The sequence below is a fragment of the Dechloromonas hankyongensis genome (assembly GCF_022012295.1).
Taxonomy (GTDB): domain Bacteria; phylum Pseudomonadota; class Gammaproteobacteria; order Burkholderiales; family Rhodocyclaceae; genus Azonexus; species Azonexus hankyongensis.
In genome coordinates this window covers 713,583-731,607 of the sequence record NZ_JAKLTN010000001.1, presented here as the reverse complement: position 1 = coordinate 731,607, position 18,025 = coordinate 713,583, and the positions used below count along the sequence as shown (strand labels likewise).

Below are 18,025 nucleotides of genomic sequence, written 5' to 3'. Positions count from 1 at the left end.
ATTCGGCTTTTTTCTTCCTGAACAACAAGGCCGCCTTCCCCGGCAAGACCCGATAGACCCAAAAAAAAGGGAGCCCGAAGGCTCCCGAAAGGAACGAGACGACGGTTGCTGTTCTCCGTAGTCTCACCCGCAGAGTCGATCAGTGCGCGTGCGCACCGGCGGCGCCGAGACCGGTCTGGGCGCGGATGTACTGCTCCTCGTAGGCTTCGGCTTCCTTGGCGGCACGGGCGCTCTTGTCGGTGACCGAACCGAGCCAGGTGACGACGAAGGCCAGGGTCATCGAAATGATGGCCGGATGGTCGTACGGGAAGACGGCCTGGGCGTTGCCCAGCACCTTGACCCAGACGGCCGGCGACAGGATGACCAGGCCGACGGCTGAAACCAGGCCGGCGATGCCGCCCAGCAGCGCGCCGCGGGTGGTCAGCCCCTTCCAGTACATGGACAGGATGAGCACCGGGAAATTGACCGAGGCGGCGACGCCGAAGGTCAATGCCACCAGGAAGGCGATGTTCTGGTCCTTGAACAGGATGCCCAGCGCGATGGCGGTAAGGCCGATGCCGACCGAGGCGATCTTGGTGACCTTCATTTCCTGCTCGCTGGTCGCTTCGCCCTTCTTGATGACGCGGGCGTAGAGGTCGTGGGCGATGGCCGAAGCACCGGCCAGGGCCAGGCCGGACACGACGGCGAGGATGGTGGCGAAGGCGACGGCCGACAGGAAGCCGAGGAAGATGTCGCCGCCAACCGCCTTGGCCAGGTGCATGACCGGCATGTTGCCACCACCGATCAGCTTGCCGCCGACCTGGCCGCCTTCGAAGAAGGCCGGGTTCTGGCCAACGATGACGATGGCCGAGATGCCGAGGATGATCACCACCAGGAAGAAGAAGCCGATGAAGCCGGTGGCGTAGAACACCGACTTGCGGGCTTCCTTGGCGTTGGGCACGGTGAAGAAGCGCATCATGATGTGCGGCAGGCCGGCCGTGCCGAAGAGCAGCGCGAAGGACAGCGACACGGCGGAGATCGGATCGGCCATCAACGAACCCGGGGCCATGATCTTGATGCCGGTCTTGTGCGCGGCGATCGCCTGACCGAACAGGTTGTCGAAGGAGAAGCCGAACTGGCTGAAGGCGAGCAGCATCAACACGGTGCCGCCGCCGAGCAGCAGGCAGGCCTTGATGATCTGCACCCAGGTGGTGGCGACCATGCCACCGAAGGTGACATAGACCATCATCAGGATGCCGACGCAGACCACGGCCATGTTGTACTCCAGGCCGAACAGCAGCTGGATCAGCTGGCCGGCACCGACCATCTGCACGATCAGGTAGAAGCAGACGACGGTCAGCGAACCGAAGGCGGCAAAGGTCCGGATGCGGCTCTGGTCGAGGCGGTAGGACGCGATGTCGGCGAAGGTGAACTTGCCGAGGTTGCGCAGGCGCTCCGCCATCAGGAACAGGATGATCGGCCAGCCGATGAAGAAACTCACCGTGTAGATGAAGCCGTCGAAGCCCTTGGCGTAGACCAGCGAGGTCAGGCCGAGCAGCGTGGCGGCCGACATGTAGTCGCCGGCGATGGCCAGGCCGTTCTGGAAGCCGGTGATGCCGCCACCGGCGGTGTAGAAATCGGCCGTCGACTTGGTGCGGGCGGCGGCCCACTTGGTGATGCCGAGGGTGGCCAGCACGAAGACCATGAACATGGCGATGGCACTGACGTTGATCGGCTGCTTCTGGACGCCTTCAATGGCGCCCGGCGCGGCGATGGCGAGGCCGGCGACCAGCAGGCCGGCGCTCAGGGCGAGCAGGGAGCGCTTCATTTGCGTGCCTCCTGCAGGATCTGCTGGTTCAGGTCGTCGAATTCGCCGTTGGCACGACGGATGTAGATGCCGGTCAGCAGCCAGCCGCCGACGACCAGCACGGCAGCAACCGGCCAGCCGACAGTCATCACACCGCCTTCGGCCAGCGGCTGGGCGAGCAGGGACGGATGGAAAGCGGTAATCATCATGAAGGCGTAGTACGGCACCAGCACGACGAGCGACAGGATGATGGCGAAGCGGGTGCGCTTGCCGACCATCTCGGCGAATTTCGGATTGCTCCGGATCTTCGCGTGAATATTTTGTTGAGACATGAATCCTCCTCGAAACTCCGATGAATGGAAAGGAATGCTGCTTGCTGTTCTCTTGGTTTTATTGGTTTTGACGGGACGCCCCGGCCAGACCGGAAGCGCCCTGTCGGGTCCTACATGTTTGGATAGTTCGGCCCACCGCCACCTTCCGGCACCGTCCACGTGATGTTCTGGGTCGGGTCCTTGATGTCGCAGGTCTTGCAGTGCAGGCAGTTCTGGCCGTTGATCTGCAGCCGTGGCTGGCCTTCGTCCTCGCCGAGGATTTCGTACACCCCGGCCGGGCAATAACGCGTTTCCGGCGCGCCGTACCTGGCGTAGTTGATGCTGATGGCGACGCTTTCGTCCTTCAGGCGCAGGTGCGTCTGCTGGTTTTCCTCGTGGTTGGTCGCCGACAGGAAAACGGAGGACAGGCGGTCGAAGGTCAGCTTGCCGTCCGGCTTCGGATAGTCGATTTTCGGATGGCTGTTCTTGTCGCCCAACTGCGTGTGGTCGTCGTGGTGACGCAGGGTCCACGGCGCCTTGCCGCCGAACACGTAGGTGTCGATGGCGCCGTAGGCCAGCGCGCCCCACAGGCCCCACTTGAAAGCCGGGCGGATGTTGCGCACCTTGTACAGCTCGGCCCACAGCCAGCTCTGCTTGATCTGCTCGCCGTATGCCGTGACCTCGGCCCCGGCGTTGTCCTTGAACAGGTGCTCGAACACCGCCTTGGCGGCGACGATGCCGGACTCCATGGCCATGTGCGTGCCCTTGATCTTCGGCACGTTGAGGAAGCCGGCGGTGTCGCCGACCAGCAGGCCGCCCGGGAAATGCAGCTTGGGCACCGACTGGTAGCCACCTTCGGACAGGGCGCGGGCACCGTAGGAGATGCGGCGGGCGCCTTCGAAGGTGCCGCGGATAGCCGGGTGCGTCTTGTAGCGCTGGAATTCCTCGTAGGGCGACAGCCACGGGTTCTTGTAGTCGAGGCCGACCACCATGCCGACCGCCACCAGGTTGTTCTCCAGGTGGTAGAGGAAGGAGCCGCCGTAGGTGTCGGATTGCAGCGGCCAGCCGACGGTATGCACGATCAGCCCCGGCTGGTGCTTGGCCGGATCGATTTCCCACAGCTCCTTGATGCCGATGCCGTAGGTTTGCGGATCGACACCGTCGCGCAAGTTGAATTTGGCCCACAGTTCCTTGGTCAGCGAACCGCGGCAGCCTTCGGCAAAGATGGTCTGGCGGGCGTGCAGTTCCATACCCGGCTGGAAGTTATGGCCGGGCTGGCCGTCCTTGCCGATGCCGAGGTCGCCGGTGGCGACGCCCTTGACCGAGCCGTCCTCGTGGTAGAGCACTTCGGCGGCGGCAAAGCCGGGGTAGATCTCGACGCCCAGGCCCTCGGCCTGCTCGCCCAGCCAGCGGCAGAAGTTGCCCAAGCTGATGATGTAGTTGCCGTGGTTGGCCATTTGCGGCGGCGTCGGCAGTTTATGAGCGCCCGCTTCGGTCAGGAACAGCAGCTTGTCTTCGCCGGCCGGCGTGTTGAGCGGCGCACCGCGTTCCCGCCAGTCGGGGATCAATTCCTGCAGGGCATGCGGCTCCAGCACGGCACCGGACAGGATATGGGCGCCGATTTCCGAGCCCTTCTCCAGCAGGCAGACCGAGACTTCCTTGCCGGCCTGCGCGGCCAGCTGCTTGAGCCGGATCGCCACCGACAGCCCGGACGGGCCGCCGCCGACGATCACGACGTCGTATTCCATTGCATCGCGATCAGTACGCATGTTGTCTCCTTTGTCGCCGTTGCGTCATCCCCGCGCCGGCGGGGATGACGATTGCCGGGCGTTTTTCTTAGAACAGTTTTTCTTCCAGACCCAACGCCGACGCGGCACCGCCGGTCACTTCCGCGGCATAGGCGGCGGCGAACGGCAGCTGGTGGGCGGCGAAGAAATCGGCCGTCGCCAGCTTGGCGGTGTAATAGACGTCGTCGCTGCCGTCGGCCAGGCGCTGGGCAGCGACCGCGGCGGACTTGGCCATCAGCCAGCCGCCGACGACGATGCCGGTCAACTTCAGGAAGGGCACCGACCCGGCATGCACGGCCTGCGGATCGGCTTCGTAAGTGGCGAGAATCCAGTCGGCCGCCTTGGTCAGCGCGGCGATGCCGCTCTTCAGGTTGCCGGCGATACCGGCCAGCGCGGCCTGGCCTTCCAGCGACTGGGCGGTAGCCGCCATCTCGGCGAGCAGTGCCTTCATCGCAGCGCCCGGCACCTTTTCGCGGGCCAGCTTGCGGCCGACCAGGTCGTTGGCCTGGATCGCCGTCGTGCCTTCGTAGATGGTCGTGATGCGCGAATCGCGGTAGTACTGCGCGGCGCCGGTTTCCTCGACGAAGCCGACGCCGCCGAAGACCTGCAGCGCGGTGGACGACAGTTCGACGCCCTGCTCCGTGCTCCAGCCCTTGACCACCGGCGTCAGCAGGTCGATGCGGGCCTGCGCGGCGGCATCGCCGGCGTGCGCCTTGTCGATCTGGGCGGCGGCGTAATAGGCCAGGGTGCGCATGGCTTCGGTGCGCGACTTGACGTCCATCAGCAGGCGGCGGACATCCGGATGGTGCAGGATGGTCTTCTTGTCGCTGCCGGTGTCGCCGACGATCTTACCCTGCACGCGTTCGCGGGCGTACCACAGGGCGTGCTGGTAGGCGCGCTCGGCGATGCCGACGCCTTCCAGGCCGACATTGACGCGGGCGTGGTTCATCATCGTGAACATGTAGCCGACGCCCTTGTTCTCTTCGCCGATCAGGTAGCCGATGGCGCCTTCCTTCTCGCCGTAGGACATGACCGCCGTCGGGCTGCCGTGGATACCGAGCTTGTGCTCGATGGAGGCGCAGATCAGATCGTTGCGGGCGCCGAGCGAACCGTCGTCATTGACCAGGAACTTGGGCACCAGGAACAGCGAGATGCCCTTCAGTCCCGGCGGGGCATCCGGCAGGCGGGCCAGCACGAGGTGGACGATGTTCTCGGCGCAGTCGTTCTCGCCCCAGGTGATGAAGATCTTGGTGCCGGTCACCAGATAGGTTCCGTCGCCGACCGCCTTGGCCTTGGTGCTGATCGCGGCGAGATCGGAGCCGGCGTTCGGCTCGGTCAGGTTCATGGTGCCGGTCCACGTGCCTTCGACCATCTTCGGCAGGTATTTCTGCTTCAGTTCGTCGGAGGCGTGGTGGGCGATAGCTTCGATGGCGCCGCCGGTCAGCATCGGGCACAGCGCGAAAGCCATGTTGGCCGACTTCCACATTTCATTGACCGCCATGGTGACGGCAGCGGGCAGGCCCTGGCCGCCGAATTCCGGCGAGAAGGGCATGGCGTTCCAGCCGGTTTCGCAGAACAGCTTGTAGGCGTCCTTGAAGCCCGGCGCAGTGGTCACCACGCCGTCCTTGCACACCGAACCGGTGGTGTCGCCGCCCCGGTTGATCGGGTCGAGCACGCCAGTGGCGAACTTGGACGCTTCGTCGAGGATGGATTCGACCAGTTCGACGGAGCATTCCTCGTTACCCGGCAGGGCACAGATTTCTTCGAGGCCGGCGATTTCGTTCAGGATGAAGGTCATGTCGCGCAGCGGGGCGATGTAGGTACTCATGGGGATTCCTTGTCAGAAAAAAAGGCGCCCGCACCGAAGTTCAGGTGCGAGCACGCAAGGGAAACTACTCAATGGCCAGCGTCGATTGGGCGTGCTGGCGCAACACGTATTTCTGAATCTTGCCGGTCGAGGTCTTGGGCAGGGCACCGAAGACGACCTGCTTGGGCACCTTGAAGCGGGCCAGATGACCGCGGCAGTGCTCGACGATGTCGGCCTCGCTGCAGGTGGCGCCGTCCTTCAGTTCGATGAAGGCGGCCGGCACCTCGCCCCACTTCTCGTCGGGTTTGGCGACGACGGCAGCGGCGATGACTGCCGGGTGGCGGTAGAGCACGTCCTCGACTTCCAGCGACGAAATGTTCTCGCCGCCGGAAATGATCACGTCCTTGGAGCGATCCTTGATCTTGACGTAGCCGTCGCTATGGACGACCGCCAGGTCGCCGGTATGGAACCAGCCGCCGGCGAAGGATTCCTCGGTGGCCTTGGCGTTCTTCAGGTAGCCCTTCATGACCAGGTTGCCGCGGAACATGATCTCGCCCATCGTCTCGCCGTCCCAGGGCACAGGTTCCATGGAGACCGGATCGAGCACAGCGATCGCGTCCTGCATGTGGTAGCGCACGCCTTGGCGGCCGTTGCGGGCAGCCTGCAGGTCGATCGGCAGCTTGTCCCATTCCGGCTGCTTGGCGCAGACGGAAGCCGGGCCGTAGGTCTCGGTCAGGCCGTACACATGGGTGATGTTGAAGCCCATGCGCTGGGCGCCCTCAATGATCGCGGCCGGCGGTGCAGCGCCGGCGATCAGGCCGTTGACCGTGTGGGCGATGCCGGCGCGCAGTGTTTCCGGGGCGTTGATCAGCATGCCGTACACGATGGGCGCGCCGCACATGTGGGTCACCGTGTGTTCCTTGATCAGGCCGAAAATGATGGCCGGATCGACCTTGCGCAGGCAGACGCTGGTCCCGGCATTGGCCGCCAGGGTCCAGGGGAAGCACCAGCCGTTGCAATGGAACATCGGCAGGGTCCACAGATAGACCGCATGCGGTGGCATGCCCCAGGAAATGATGTTGGAGGCCGAGTTCAGGTAGGCGCCGCGGTGATGGTAGACCACACCCTTCGGGTTGCCGGTGGTGCCCGAGGTGTAGTTCAGGGCGATGGCGTCCCACTCGTCGGCCGGCAGCTGCCAGGCGAAATCGGGCGAGCCTTCGTTCAGGAAGGCCTCGTAGTCCTTCTCGCCCAGCTTTTCACCCTCGGTGTAGTCCGGGTCGAGGCTGTCGATGACCAGCGGCTTGGGGCCGTCGAGCAGCTCCAGCGCCGCCTTGACGACCTTGGAGAACTCGAGGTCGGTGATCAGCACCTTGGCTTCGCCGTGGGCCAGCATGAAGGCGATGGCTTCGGCGTCGAGGCGGGTGTTCAGGGTATTGAGCACGGCACCGGCCATCGGCACGCCGAAGTGGCATTCGAACATGGCGGCGGTGTTGGGCAGCATCACGGCGACCGTGTCGCCCTTGCCGATGCCCCTGCCCTGCAGCGCCGAGGCCAGCTGGCGGGAGCGCTCGTAACTTTCCTTCCAGGTATATTGGCGGGCGCCCTGGATGACGGAAACGCGTTTGGGATAAACGAAAGCCGACCGTTCGATGAAGGTCAGCGGGGACAGCGCGACATAATTGGCCGGATTCCGGTCCAGCCCTACGGTATACGGGTTAACCACCTTGAATCTCCTCACATTTGCTTGCCGAGTGTGCTGTTCTCGTGATGCAAGTTATTGCCGATTCAGGCATCCATCCGTGCTGCTTGCCCATCACCGTGCTTTGGTTTTTCAGGAGAATGGCAAAACACTCTTGCGCAACTATTGGCAGAATGTAACGAATCGTTACACCCCGGAATCGCCCCCACCGCCTGCACTAGAATCGCCCGATGTCCGCTGAAAACCCGTCCGCCGATCCCGCCCAGCGCTATGCCATGCTGCAGGCCGGACTCGACCTGCTCGACCAGGGCATCACCGTGTTCGACGGCAATTTGCGGCTGGTCGCCTGGAACCGGACCTTCCTGCAATTGCTGGAATTTCCGGACGAACTGGCCTACGTCGGCGCTCCCTTCGCGAGCTTCATCCGCCACAACGCCGAGCGCGGCGAATACGGGCCGGGCGACCGCGAAACGCAGATCGCCGAACGGGTCGCCGCGGCCCGCAATTTTTCGCCGCACGTCACCGAGCGCCAGCGCCCGAACGGCCGGGTCCTGCAGTTGCGCGGCGAGCCGCTGCCGAACCGGGGCTTCGTCACGCTCTATAGCGACGTCACCGAGCAGCGCTACATCGAACACCTGACCGAGCACCAGAACATCCAGCTCGACGAGCGGGTGCGCCGGCGCACCGCCCAGCTGGAAAACGCCAACGCCAACCTGCGCGTGGCCAATGAGGAAAACGAGCGCATCGCCGCCGCGCTGGGGCGCAGCGAAGCCCGCGTGCGCCTGATCAACGACACCATTCCCATCCTGATCGGCTACGTCGACCAGAACGAGGTCTACCAGTACGCCAACAAGGGTTACTCGGACTGGTACGGCCATCCGGAAGGCGGCGTCACCGGCCGCACCGTGCCCGACGTGGTCGGCCCGGTGGTGTACGGCCAGGTCAGGGAGTCGGTGCGGCGCGCCCTGTCCGGCCAGCAGGTCACCTACGAGTACCAGATGCAGCGCCAGGGGCAGACGGTTTTTGCGCAGAGCACGCTGGTCCCGGAAATCAGCACCGCCGGCGAGACGCTAGGCTTCTTCGTCTTCTCGCACGACATCACCGCCCAGAAACGCATGCAGGCCGCCCTCGTCCAGGCCCAGAAAATGGAAGCCATCGGCCAGCTGACCGGCGGCCTGGCCCACGACTTCAACAACCTGCTCACGGTCATCATCGGCAACCTGGCCGCCCTGCAGGATCACCGCCCGGACGACGCCGGGGTCAACGAATTCGTCGAACCGGCGCTGCAGTCGGCGCGCCGCGGCGTGCAGCTGATCAAGCGCCTGCTCACCTTCTCGCGCCAGCAGCCGCTGGAACCGCAGGCGGTCGATATCGGCCAGCTGATCGCCAGCCTGGCCAAGCTGGTCCGCCGCTCGCTGCCCGAATCGATCGCCGTGTCCACCGACCTGAGCGCCGCCGCGGTGCACGCCCTGGTCGACCCCGGCCAGCTGGAAAGCGCCCTGCTCAATTTCGCACTGAATTCGCGCGACGCCATGCCGAACGGCGGCCGCCTGCACATCGCGGCGCGCGCCGTCGAATTGACTACCAACGCCGCGAGCTTCGACGTACCGCCCGGCCATTACGTACTGATCGAGGTCGCCGACAACGGCTGCGGCATGGACGCCGCCACGCTGGCCCGCGCCTGCGAGCCGCTGTTCACCACCAAGCGCCTCGGCCTGGGCAGCGGCCTCGGCCTGGCCATGGCCTACGGCTTCGCCAAGCAGTCCGGCGGCGGCATCGCCATCCACAGCCAGCCCGGCCAGGGCACCACGGTGCTGCTGGTGGTGCCGCTGACCACGCCGGAACCGGATATCGAGCCGCCCGGCGACGAGGCCGGCCTGCCGCAGGGCGGCGAACTGGTGCTGCTCGTCGAGGACGAGCCGAACGTCCGCCGCGTCGTCCGCCAGCAGTTGATCGACCTCGGCTATCCGGTCATCGAAGCCGAAAACAGCAGCCAGGCGATGGAGATGATCGAGCAGGTCATCGATATCGCCATCGTGGTCAGCGACATCATCATGCCTGGCGGCCTCAACGGCCGGCAGCTGGCCGAATCCATACTGAGCCGCCGGCCGGACATGCGCATCGTGCTGATGAGCGGCTACACCGACGAAACCGACAGTGGCGATGCTGGCGACACCGGCGGCGCCAGCGACCTGCCGGTGCTGGCCAAACCCTTCGTCCGCCAGGACCTGGCCCGCGCCCTGCTCCGCGCCACCCGAGAAAAACCATGAAAGACAACGAAACCGCCAAGCTGATCGCCATCGTCGAGGACGACCCGGACGTCGCCAAGATCATCGAGCAGGTGCTCGGCGACTTCGGCTTCCGTACCGTCTGGTGCCGCAGCGCCGGCGACCTGCTGCGCCGCCTGCGCACCCTCGCCCCCGATCTGTGCATCATCGACCTCGGCCTGCCCGACATGGACGGCATCGAGGCCATGCAGCGGGTCCGGGCGCAATCGGCCTGCGGCATCCTGATCCTGACCGGGCGCGCCCATGTCAGCGACCGGGTCATGGGCCTCGAGCTGGGCGCCGACGACTACATGCTGAAGCCCTTCGAACCGCGCGAACTGGTCGCCCGCGTGCGCAGCATCGTCCGCCGCCGCGAAAGCGTCGAGACGAGCGGCCACCAGATGGCCGAATTCGGGGGCTGGCGCTTCAACCTGAGCAACAACCGGCTGCTCGCCCCGAACGGCGAGGAACATGCGCTGAGCACGGCGGAATCGGAATTGCTCAAGGTTTTCGTCAACAACCCGAACCGCATCCTGCAGCGCGAGAAGCTGATGGGCAGCCGCGACCTGGCGCCGACCGACCGCGCCATCGACGTCCGCATCTCGCGCCTGCGCCGCAAGCTGGAACCCGATGCGCAAAGCCCGGCTTTCATCAAGACGGTGTACGGCGCCGGCTACCTGTTCCTGGCCGCCGTAACCTGGTCCGGCGAGGCCGGCTGAACCGGTCCGTCGGGAGCCGGCCTGTTAAAAACACCGGCGAAAAGTTATTATTTTAGTAATAGTGTTGATTCTGCGTCGCAGCGGTAGCGCCGCGATATCGTTCGGCGGAATCAACCGCCGACGGCTGGGGGAAACGGTTTCTCAATGCGCGACAACGGTGCGGTAACCGGTCATGAGATCGAACTTCGGGATGAGCAGATCATCATCTCGCGTACCGACGAGCAGGGGCGGATCGTCTTTGCCAATCAGGATTTCATCGACATCAGCGGCTTTACCGAAGATGAACTGATCGGCCAGCCGCAGAACATCCTGCGTCACCCGGACATGCCGGCCGAGGTATTCGCCGACCTGTGGCGCGACATCAAGGCCGGCCGGCCGTGGATAGGCCTGATCAAGAACCGCTGCAAGAACGGCGATTTCTACTGGGTGGAGGCCCACGTCTCGCCGTTCCGCAGCGGCAAGAAGCGCTCCGGCTACCTGTCCATGCGGCGCAAGCCGAGCCGCGAACAGATCACCGCGGCGGAGAGCGCCTATGCCATGCTCCGCGAACCGGCGCAGGCCAGCCATCTGTTCGTCCAGCACGGCAAAGTCCGCCGCCGCCGGCCGTGGACCGCGCTGTATGGCGCTTTCGAGAGCCGCTCGCTGGGCACCAAGCTGGTCACGGCGTCGCTGCTCGCCGCCATCCTGATCCTCGGCATCGCCAGCTATTTCCTGGCCGGCCACGTCACCCGCGTCCTCGACGACAACGCCCGCCAGCAACTCACCCACGACGTCAGCCTGCTGCGCGCCGCCGTATCGTCCCGCATCGAGAGCGCCAATATCGAGACGGTCGAGTACGCCAAGATCCTGTCCGATCGCGTGTACGAAACCCTGGGCGGCCGGGACAAGGTAAGCCGCCGCAGCTTCGAGGCCATGCTCGAACAGACCGGCAATCCCGCCAATCGGAAAATCGACGGGGTGCTGCGCGACCTGCGCGGGGTCGGCACCATTTTCCTGCTCACGCCGCAGGGCTTCGAACGGCGCATGAGCACAGCGCTCGACGAAAACGGCAAGTCGCCCATCGGCAGCTATCTCGAGGCCGGGCATCCGGCCCATCTGCCGCTGGTCAAGGGCGAGACCTACACCGGCCCGGCGCGCGTCTTCGGCCGGCAATACGTCACCCGCTACACGCCCATCGTCGACCGCGACGGCGAAGTCATCGGCGCCAGCGTCATCGGCATTGACATCAGCGAACAGCTCAAGCCGCTGAAGACGCAGATCCGTTCCATGCAGGTCGGTAACAGCGGCTACTACTACATCGTCGACGGCACGTCGGACGAGCATTACGGCGACCTTATCCTCCATCCGTACAAGGAAGGGCAGAGCGTCAGCCGCTTCCAGTTGGGCAGCGGCGAGAACCTGGTCAACGAAATGCTGAAACAGCGGCGTGGCGAGATCAGCTACCTGTGGAAAAACGAGGAGGCCGGCGACAAGGTTGCGCGCAAGAAGATGGTCATTTTCGAGGTCCTCGACAATCCGCGATGGATCGTCGCCGGCGGCACCACGGTCGAGGAATTCACCGCCCTCGCCCAGCGCATCGTATGGCTGGTCGTCGCCGGCGGCCTGATCATGGCCAGCGTCATTTTCCTCACCATCGTCCTGCTCCTGCGCAAACTGGTGCTCGAGCCGCTCAATACGCAGGTCCTGCCGACCTTCCAGGCCATTTCATCCGGCCGTTTCAATACACCGCTCAATATCCGCGGCAGCGACGAGATCGCCCAGGTCGTCCAGGGCCTGGAAACCCTGCGCAACCGGCTCGCCTTCGACAACGGCCGCGAACGCGCCCTCGCCCGCATGCGCGCCCAGGCCCAGCAGGAGGCCGAAGCACTGGCCCAGGCGCGGGCCGACTTCCTGGCCAACATGAGCCACGAGATCCGGACGCCGCTGAACGGCGTGATCGGCCTTTCCTACCTGCTGCTGCAAAGCCCGCTCAGCCCGCGCGAAATGGAATACGTGCGGCGCATCGAAGGCGCCGGCAAGCTGCTGCTGGCCATCGTCAACGACGTGCTTGACTTCTCGAAGATTGACGCCGGCGGCATGCAACTCGAAGACGCCGGCTTCCATCTCGACGATGTCCTCGACAACCTGTCGAGCCTGCTGCGCACCCGCGTCCAGGAAAAGAAGCTCGTCCTCGAGTACGTCGTTTCGCCCAATGTGCCGCAAGGCCTGCGCGGCGACGCCTTGCGCCTGTCGCAGGTGCTGATCAACCTGATCAGCAATGCCATCAAGTTCACCGCCAACGGCAGCATCACACTGTACGCCGACTGCAACGAGCGGCACGACAAGCGCGCCAACCTGTCCTTCCGCATCCAGGATACGGGAATCGGCATGTCGCCCGAGCAGCGGGCCAGCCTGTTCCAGCCCTTCACCCAGGCCGACACGTCGGTCACCCGCAAATTCGGCGGTACCGGGCTCGGCCTGGTCATCACCAAGCGGCTGATCGAAATGATGGGCGGCTCCATCCACGTCGACAGCACGCCGCAGATCGGCTCGACCTTCATCTTCAACGTGTGGCTCGGCATCGACGACGACGCGCCGGCGGCGCCGCCGCCGAGCACCGACTATCGGGTGCTGGTGGTCGACGACAACAAGCTGGCCCGCACGGTCCTCGCGCGCCTGCTGCAAAAGCACGGGTGCACGGTCGAGACCGACGATTCGGGCAACGCCGCGCTGGCTCGCCTGGACCGCGATACGCAGCCCTTCGATTGCATCATGGTCGATCTCAACATGCCCGGCATGGACGGCCTGGCCCTGGCCGAAATCCTGCGCGCCCGGCTGGGCCGGACGACCCGCCTGGTCATGATCACCGCCGACAACCCGCATTCGGCCAGGCTGCGCGGCACCCTCGGCGATTTCGACGAGGTCGCCGAAAAGCCGGTCACCGCGGCCGGCATCGGCGAAATGCTGGCCCGCCTGCGCGGTCTGCCGAGCACCGGCAGCCCCGCCCTGGCGCCGGTCGCCGCCGCCCCGCTGGCCGGGGCGCGCATTCTGGTCGCCGAGGACGTGCCGACCAACCAGCTGATCATCCGCGACCTGCTCGAATCGCTGGGCGCCACCGTCTTGCTTGCCGACAACGGCGAGGTCGCCCTGCGCGAACTGGAGCGCTCGGGGATGGAAATCGACCTCATCCTGATGGACATCCAGATGCCGGAAATGGACGGACTGGAGGCGACGCGGCGCATCCGGACCGGTTCCTTCCGGTGCGACATTCCCATCGTTGCGCTGACCGCCCATGCCCTGGAAAACGAGCGCCAGCGCGCTTCCGAAGCCGGCATGAACGACTTCCTGACCAAGCCGATCGACCCCGAACGCCTGGTCGACATGATACGCCGCCACACCGCGCCGACTGCCGGGCCAGCGACGCCGGCGGCCCAGGAACCAGCCGCCCCGCCGACCTTTGCCGGGCTACCCGGGATAGACGGGGCCGACGGCCTGCGCCGCATGATGAACAAGACCGCCCTCTACGAGAAGGTGCTGCGCGACTTCGGCATACGTTTTGCCGGCGAAGCCGGGCGCATCCGCCACGCCGTGCTGGCCGGCGACCGCGAAACGGCCAGCCGCCTGGCGCACAGCCTGAAAGGTACGGGCGGGACCATAGGCGCCAAACAACTGGCCGCCCTCGCCCTCGAACTCGAACAGGCGATCAAGGGCGACAGCGCCGAGCTGGAGGTCAAGCTGGCCGCCGTCGCGGCGGAGCTGGAACAGGTGCTGGCCGGTATCCAGGCTGCCTTTCCGCCATCCTGAACGCCGAGGCCGTCCGGCGTCGGGCTGAAAATGAAAAAGGCCGGATGAACCGGCCTTTTTAGCACCCGATCGTGATGCTCACTCGTCTTCGTCGTGCAGCTGGAACCTGCTCGCCATCTGCTGCTGGACGTTGGGCGGCACGGCGGAATAGCGGGCGAATTCGATGGTGTAGCTGCCCTGCCCGCCGGTCAGCGACTTCAGGCGCGACTGGTAGTCGTTCAGTTCGGCCAGCGGCACTTCGCCGGAAATCGCCGCCATGCCGTGACCGCGCCCGTCGGTGCCAGTGATGTGGCCGCGCCGGCCGGACAGGTCGCCGGTCAAGTCGCCGATTGCCCCTTCGGGTACGGTGATCTCGATATTGACGATGGGCTCGAGCACGATGGGCCGGGCGTTGCGGATGGCCTCGATCACCGCCTTGCGGCCGGCGATGGTGAAGGCGACCTCCTTGCCGTCGACGGCGTGCGTCTTGCCGTCGAAGACGGTGACCTTGACGTCCTCGACTTCGTAACCGGCGACCACGCCGCCTTCCAGGCCCTGACGTACGCCTTTTTCCACCGCCGCCATGAAGACGCCGGGAATGACCCCGCCCTTGACCGCATCGACGAACTCGAAGCCTTCACCGCGCTCCCGGGGCTCGATCCGCAGATGCACCTCGCCGAACTGCCCGGCGCCGCCCGACTGCTTCTTGTGGCGATACATCGCCTCGGCGTGGGCGGTGATCGTCTCGCGGTAGGGAATGCGCGGCGGCTTGGTGTCGACTTCCAGCTTGTACTGGCCGGCCATCTTGGCCAGCTTGGACTTCAGGTGGATTTCGCCGAGGCCGCGGATAACCGTTTCATTGCTGGTCGGGTGGCGCTCGACCTGGAAAGTCGGGTCTTCCATGGCCAGCTTGCCGAGGATGTCGAACAGGCGTTGCTCGTCGCCCTTCTTGCGGGTCTCGACAGCCAGGCCGGCCATCGGCTTGGGAAATTCGAGCGGGACGAGGTGGATGTGGTCCTCGTCGTGCGAATCGTGCAGCACGCTGTCGAATTCGATTTCCTCGACCTTGGCGATGGCACCGATGTCGCCCGGCAGCAGTTCATCGACTTCGACCGTATCCTTGCCCTGCAACTGGTAGAGGTGGGCGACCTTGATCGGCCGCTTGCCGTCGCCGACGAACAATTGCATGTCCTTCTTCACCGTGCCCTGATGGACGCGGAAGATGCCGATCTTGCCCATGTAGGGGTCGGCCACCACCTTGAAGACGTGGGCCAACACATGCTTGCCAGCATCCGGCACGGCGTGGAAAGCTTCGCTTGCCCCGCCCGGCTCGCCCTTGTAGAACGGCGGCGAATTGCCTTCGGCCGGGTTCGGCGCCAGCGAGGCCAGCACATGCAGCAGTTCCCGGATGCCGGCCCCGGTCTTCGCCGAGGTGAACAGGATGGGGATCAGGTGGCCTTCGCGCAGCGCCTTCTCGAACGGCGCATGCAGCGCCGCCGCGCTCGGGTCGGCACCGTCCTCGAGATACTGGGCGAGCAGGTCCTCGTCTTCCTCGACGATCTGGTCGATCAGGGCACGATGGGCGGCGGCCACCGATTCGAAATCGGCATCGCCGGCATCGTGTTCGAGCACTTCGACGACCTCGGCCGCGTGGCGCGCCGGCAGGTCGAGCAGCATGCACTGCTTGCCGAAGCGTTCGCGAATGTCGGCGACCAGTCCGGGCAGGTCGAGGTTATCGACGTCGATCTTGTTGATGACGATCATCCGGCACAGCTTGCGCTCGGCGGCATGGCGCATCATGCGTTCGGTCATCAGCTCGACGCCGGTCTGGGCGTTGATGACGACCAGCGCGGTATCGACCCCGGCCAGCGCGGCGATGGCCTGCCCGGCAAAGTCGGGATAGCCCGGGGTATCGATCAGATGGACATGGGTACCTTCGTGGCCGAAATTGACCACTGCCGAGTTCAGGGAGTGTCCGGCTTCCTTTTCCTGCGGGTCGGAATCGCCCACGGTATTGCCCTTGTCGACGCTGCCCTTGGCATTGATGGCGCCGGTAGCGAAGAGCAGGGCTTCGGTCAGGCTGGTCTTCCCGGCGGCGCCATGGCCGACCAGGGCAACGGAACGGAGGGTTTCGCTTGTGTATCTGGACATCTTGCTCTCCCTGTACGAATGAAAATCAGCGGTTTTTGGCAGCCTCTATCATCTCGGCCGCCAGTTTTTCGGCGAAATGCGGTCCCAGCCCGAGGATCAGGCCGGTCGCCACCGCCACCAGGGCCACACCTGCAATTAGCTGGATCGCCGCACGGCGGAATTCCGGACCGCGGCTCAGCGCGAACCACACCGGGCCGATCACCGGCAGCAGCAGGACCGGCAAGCCGGTCTTCAAACCGAAACTGAAGGCGGCCGGAACGGTGCCGATATAGCCGGCGAGCAGCAGCACGCCGCCGGCGGCCAGCGACAGAGTCGAGGCCACCGCGAAGGCCATGAAGCCCCAGTCCATTATTTCTTCACCTTCTGCGGCCGCGACCAGCCCGGCAGCGTCATCTGGCGGGCGCGCGACACGGTCAGCGCGTCGGGCGGCGCATCCTTGGTCAGTGTCGTCCCGGCTCCCAGCGTCGCCCCGCGGCCGACGCGCACCGGTGCCACCAGCTGGGTGTCGGAACCGATGAAGACGTCGTCCTCGATCACCGTCAGGTGCTTGTTGGCGCCGTCGTAGTTGCAGGTGATGGTGCCGGCCCCGACATTGACCCGTTCCCCAATCTCGGCGTCGCCGATGTAGGCCAGGTGGTTGGCCTTCGACTGGGCGGCGATCTTGCTCTTCTTGACCTCGACGAAGTTGCCGATATGTACTTCGCGACCCAGTTCGGTCCCCGGGCGCAGGCGGGCATAGGGGCCGAGCACGCCGTCCGGGCCGATCACCGCATCCTCGAAGTGGCAGAAGGCCGCAATGCGCGTGCCGGCGCCGACCTTGACGTTCTTCAGCACGCAGTACGGGCCGACCTCGACGGCATCGGCCAGTTCGACCAGGCCTTCGAAGACGCAGCCGACGTCGATGGCGACATCGCGACCATGGGTCAGCTGGCCGCGGATGTCGATGCGCGCCGGATCGGCCAGGCGCACGCCGGCGACCAGCAGCTGGTCAGCCAGATTGCGCTGGTGCTGGCGCTCCAGTTCGGCCAGCTGCACCTTGCTGTTTACGCCGAGCACTTCCCATTCGCCTTCCGGCTGGGCGGTGCGCACTGGCATGCCCTCGGCCACGGCCAGCGCGACGATGTCGGTCAGGTAGTACTCACCCTGGGCATTGTCGTTCTTCAGACGACCCAGCCAGTCGGCCAGGCGCGCTGTCGGGATGGCCATGATGCCGGTATTGACCTCGCGGATCGCCTTCTGCTCGGCCGTGGCATCCTTTTCCTCGACGATGCTGACCATGCGGCCCGCCGCATCGCGCACGATGCGGCCGTAGCCGGTCGGGTTGGCGAGATCGACGGTGAGCACCGACAGCCCGTCCTTGCCGGCCTGCAGCAGGCGCTTGAGGGTCGCCACGGTGGTCAGCGGCACATCGCCGTAGAGAACCAGGGTCTGCGCGGCGCTGTCCAGTTCCGGAATGGCCTGGGCGACGGCATGGCCGGTGCCCAGCTGCTGCGCCTGCTCGGCCCAGGCCAGGTCGTCGGCAGCCAGCGTGGCGCGGACGACGTCGCCGCCGTGGCCATAGACGACGATCAGTTTTTCCGGCGCCAGCTGGCGGGCGGTATCGATGACATGCTGGGCCAGCGGCTTGCCGGCGATCGGGTGCAGCACCTTGGGCAGGTTGGAATGCATGCGCTTGCCTTGGCCGGCAGCGAGGATGACGATGTTCATGTTTCGTTTCAGGTTAAGGGCCGACCGGG

The 18,025-nt window shown here is 65.4% G+C and carries 11 protein-coding genes; 3 read left to right on the top strand and 8 right to left on the bottom strand.

Annotation, left to right across the window (positions count from 1 at the left end; genetic code table 11):
* Positions 1-139: 139 nt before the first annotated feature.
* The 5 genes from LZ012_RS03490 to LZ012_RS03470 all read right to left on the bottom strand — a co-directional run bounded on the left by LZ012_RS03490 (position 140) and on the right by LZ012_RS03470 (position 7,414).
* Positions 140-1,807 carry a cation acetate symporter gene (locus LZ012_RS03490; protein WP_275707589.1) on the bottom strand — a complete coding sequence of 556 codons (1,668 nt, stop codon included), beginning with the start codon at positions 1,805-1,807 and terminating at the stop codon, positions 140-142.
* Positions 1,804-2,118 (bottom strand): DUF485 domain-containing protein, encoded by a 315-nt coding sequence (locus LZ012_RS03485; RefSeq protein ID WP_275707587.1) that lies wholly within the window; start codon positions 2,116-2,118, stop codon positions 1,804-1,806. The genes LZ012_RS03490 and LZ012_RS03485 overlap by 4 nt, the downstream gene beginning before the upstream one ends.
* A gap of 110 nt (positions 2,119-2,228) precedes the next feature.
* Complete coding sequence (locus tag LZ012_RS03480) at positions 2,229-3,866, bottom strand: electron transfer flavoprotein-ubiquinone oxidoreductase (protein WP_275707585.1); 1,638 nt, start codon at positions 3,864-3,866, stop codon at positions 2,229-2,231.
* A 67-nt stretch (positions 3,867-3,933) separates the two neighbouring features.
* Entirely contained in the window at positions 3,934-5,712 is a 1,779-nt protein-coding gene (locus tag LZ012_RS03475; protein WP_275707583.1) for an acyl-CoA dehydrogenase C-terminal domain-containing protein, read from the bottom strand.
* Positions 5,713-5,776: 64 nt separating this feature from the next.
* A complete protein-coding gene (locus LZ012_RS03470; protein WP_275707581.1) occupies positions 5,777-7,414 on the bottom strand; it encodes an acyl-CoA synthetase in 1,638 nt (545 codons plus the stop codon).
* Positions 7,415-7,620: 206 nt separating this feature from the next.
* On the opposite strand from LZ012_RS03470, the gene LZ012_RS03465 reads away from it, so the two are divergent.
* The 3 genes from LZ012_RS03465 (at position 7,621) to LZ012_RS03455 (ending at position 14,159) form a co-directional block, all read left to right on the top strand.
* Positions 7,621-9,660, top strand: a complete 2,040-nt coding sequence (locus LZ012_RS03465) for a PAS-domain containing protein (RefSeq protein WP_275707578.1) — start codon at positions 7,621-7,623, stop codon at positions 9,658-9,660.
* A complete protein-coding gene (locus tag LZ012_RS03460; protein ID WP_275707576.1) occupies positions 9,657-10,376 on the top strand; it encodes a response regulator transcription factor in 720 nt (239 codons plus the stop codon). The genes LZ012_RS03465 and LZ012_RS03460 overlap by 4 nt, the downstream gene beginning before the upstream one ends.
* A 144-nt stretch (positions 10,377-10,520) precedes the next feature.
* Positions 10,521-14,159, top strand: coding sequence for a Cache 3/Cache 2 fusion domain-containing protein (locus LZ012_RS03455; protein ID WP_275707574.1), 3,639 nt, complete (start codon positions 10,521-10,523; stop codon positions 14,157-14,159).
* 78 nt (positions 14,160-14,237) lie between these two features.
* Here LZ012_RS03455 and fusA read toward each other — a convergent pair whose 3' ends face one another.
* The 3 genes from fusA to glmU are packed head-to-tail and all read right to left on the bottom strand — an operon-like array spanning position 14,238 to position 17,996.
* A complete protein-coding gene (gene fusA / locus LZ012_RS03450; RefSeq protein ID WP_275707572.1) occupies positions 14,238-16,289 on the bottom strand; it encodes an elongation factor G in 2,052 nt (683 codons plus the stop codon).
* A 25-nt stretch (positions 16,290-16,314) separates the two neighbouring features.
* Positions 16,315-16,638: a hypothetical protein gene (locus tag LZ012_RS03445; RefSeq protein ID WP_275707570.1), complete on the bottom strand. Its 324-nt coding sequence runs from the start codon at positions 16,636-16,638 to the stop codon at positions 16,315-16,317.
* A complete protein-coding gene (gene glmU / locus LZ012_RS03440) occupies positions 16,638-17,996 on the bottom strand; it encodes a bifunctional UDP-N-acetylglucosamine diphosphorylase/glucosamine-1-phosphate N-acetyltransferase GlmU (RefSeq protein WP_275707567.1) in 1,359 nt (452 codons plus the stop codon). The genes LZ012_RS03445 and glmU overlap by 1 nt, the downstream gene beginning before the upstream one ends.
* Between the last annotated feature and the right edge of the window lie 29 nt (positions 17,997-18,025).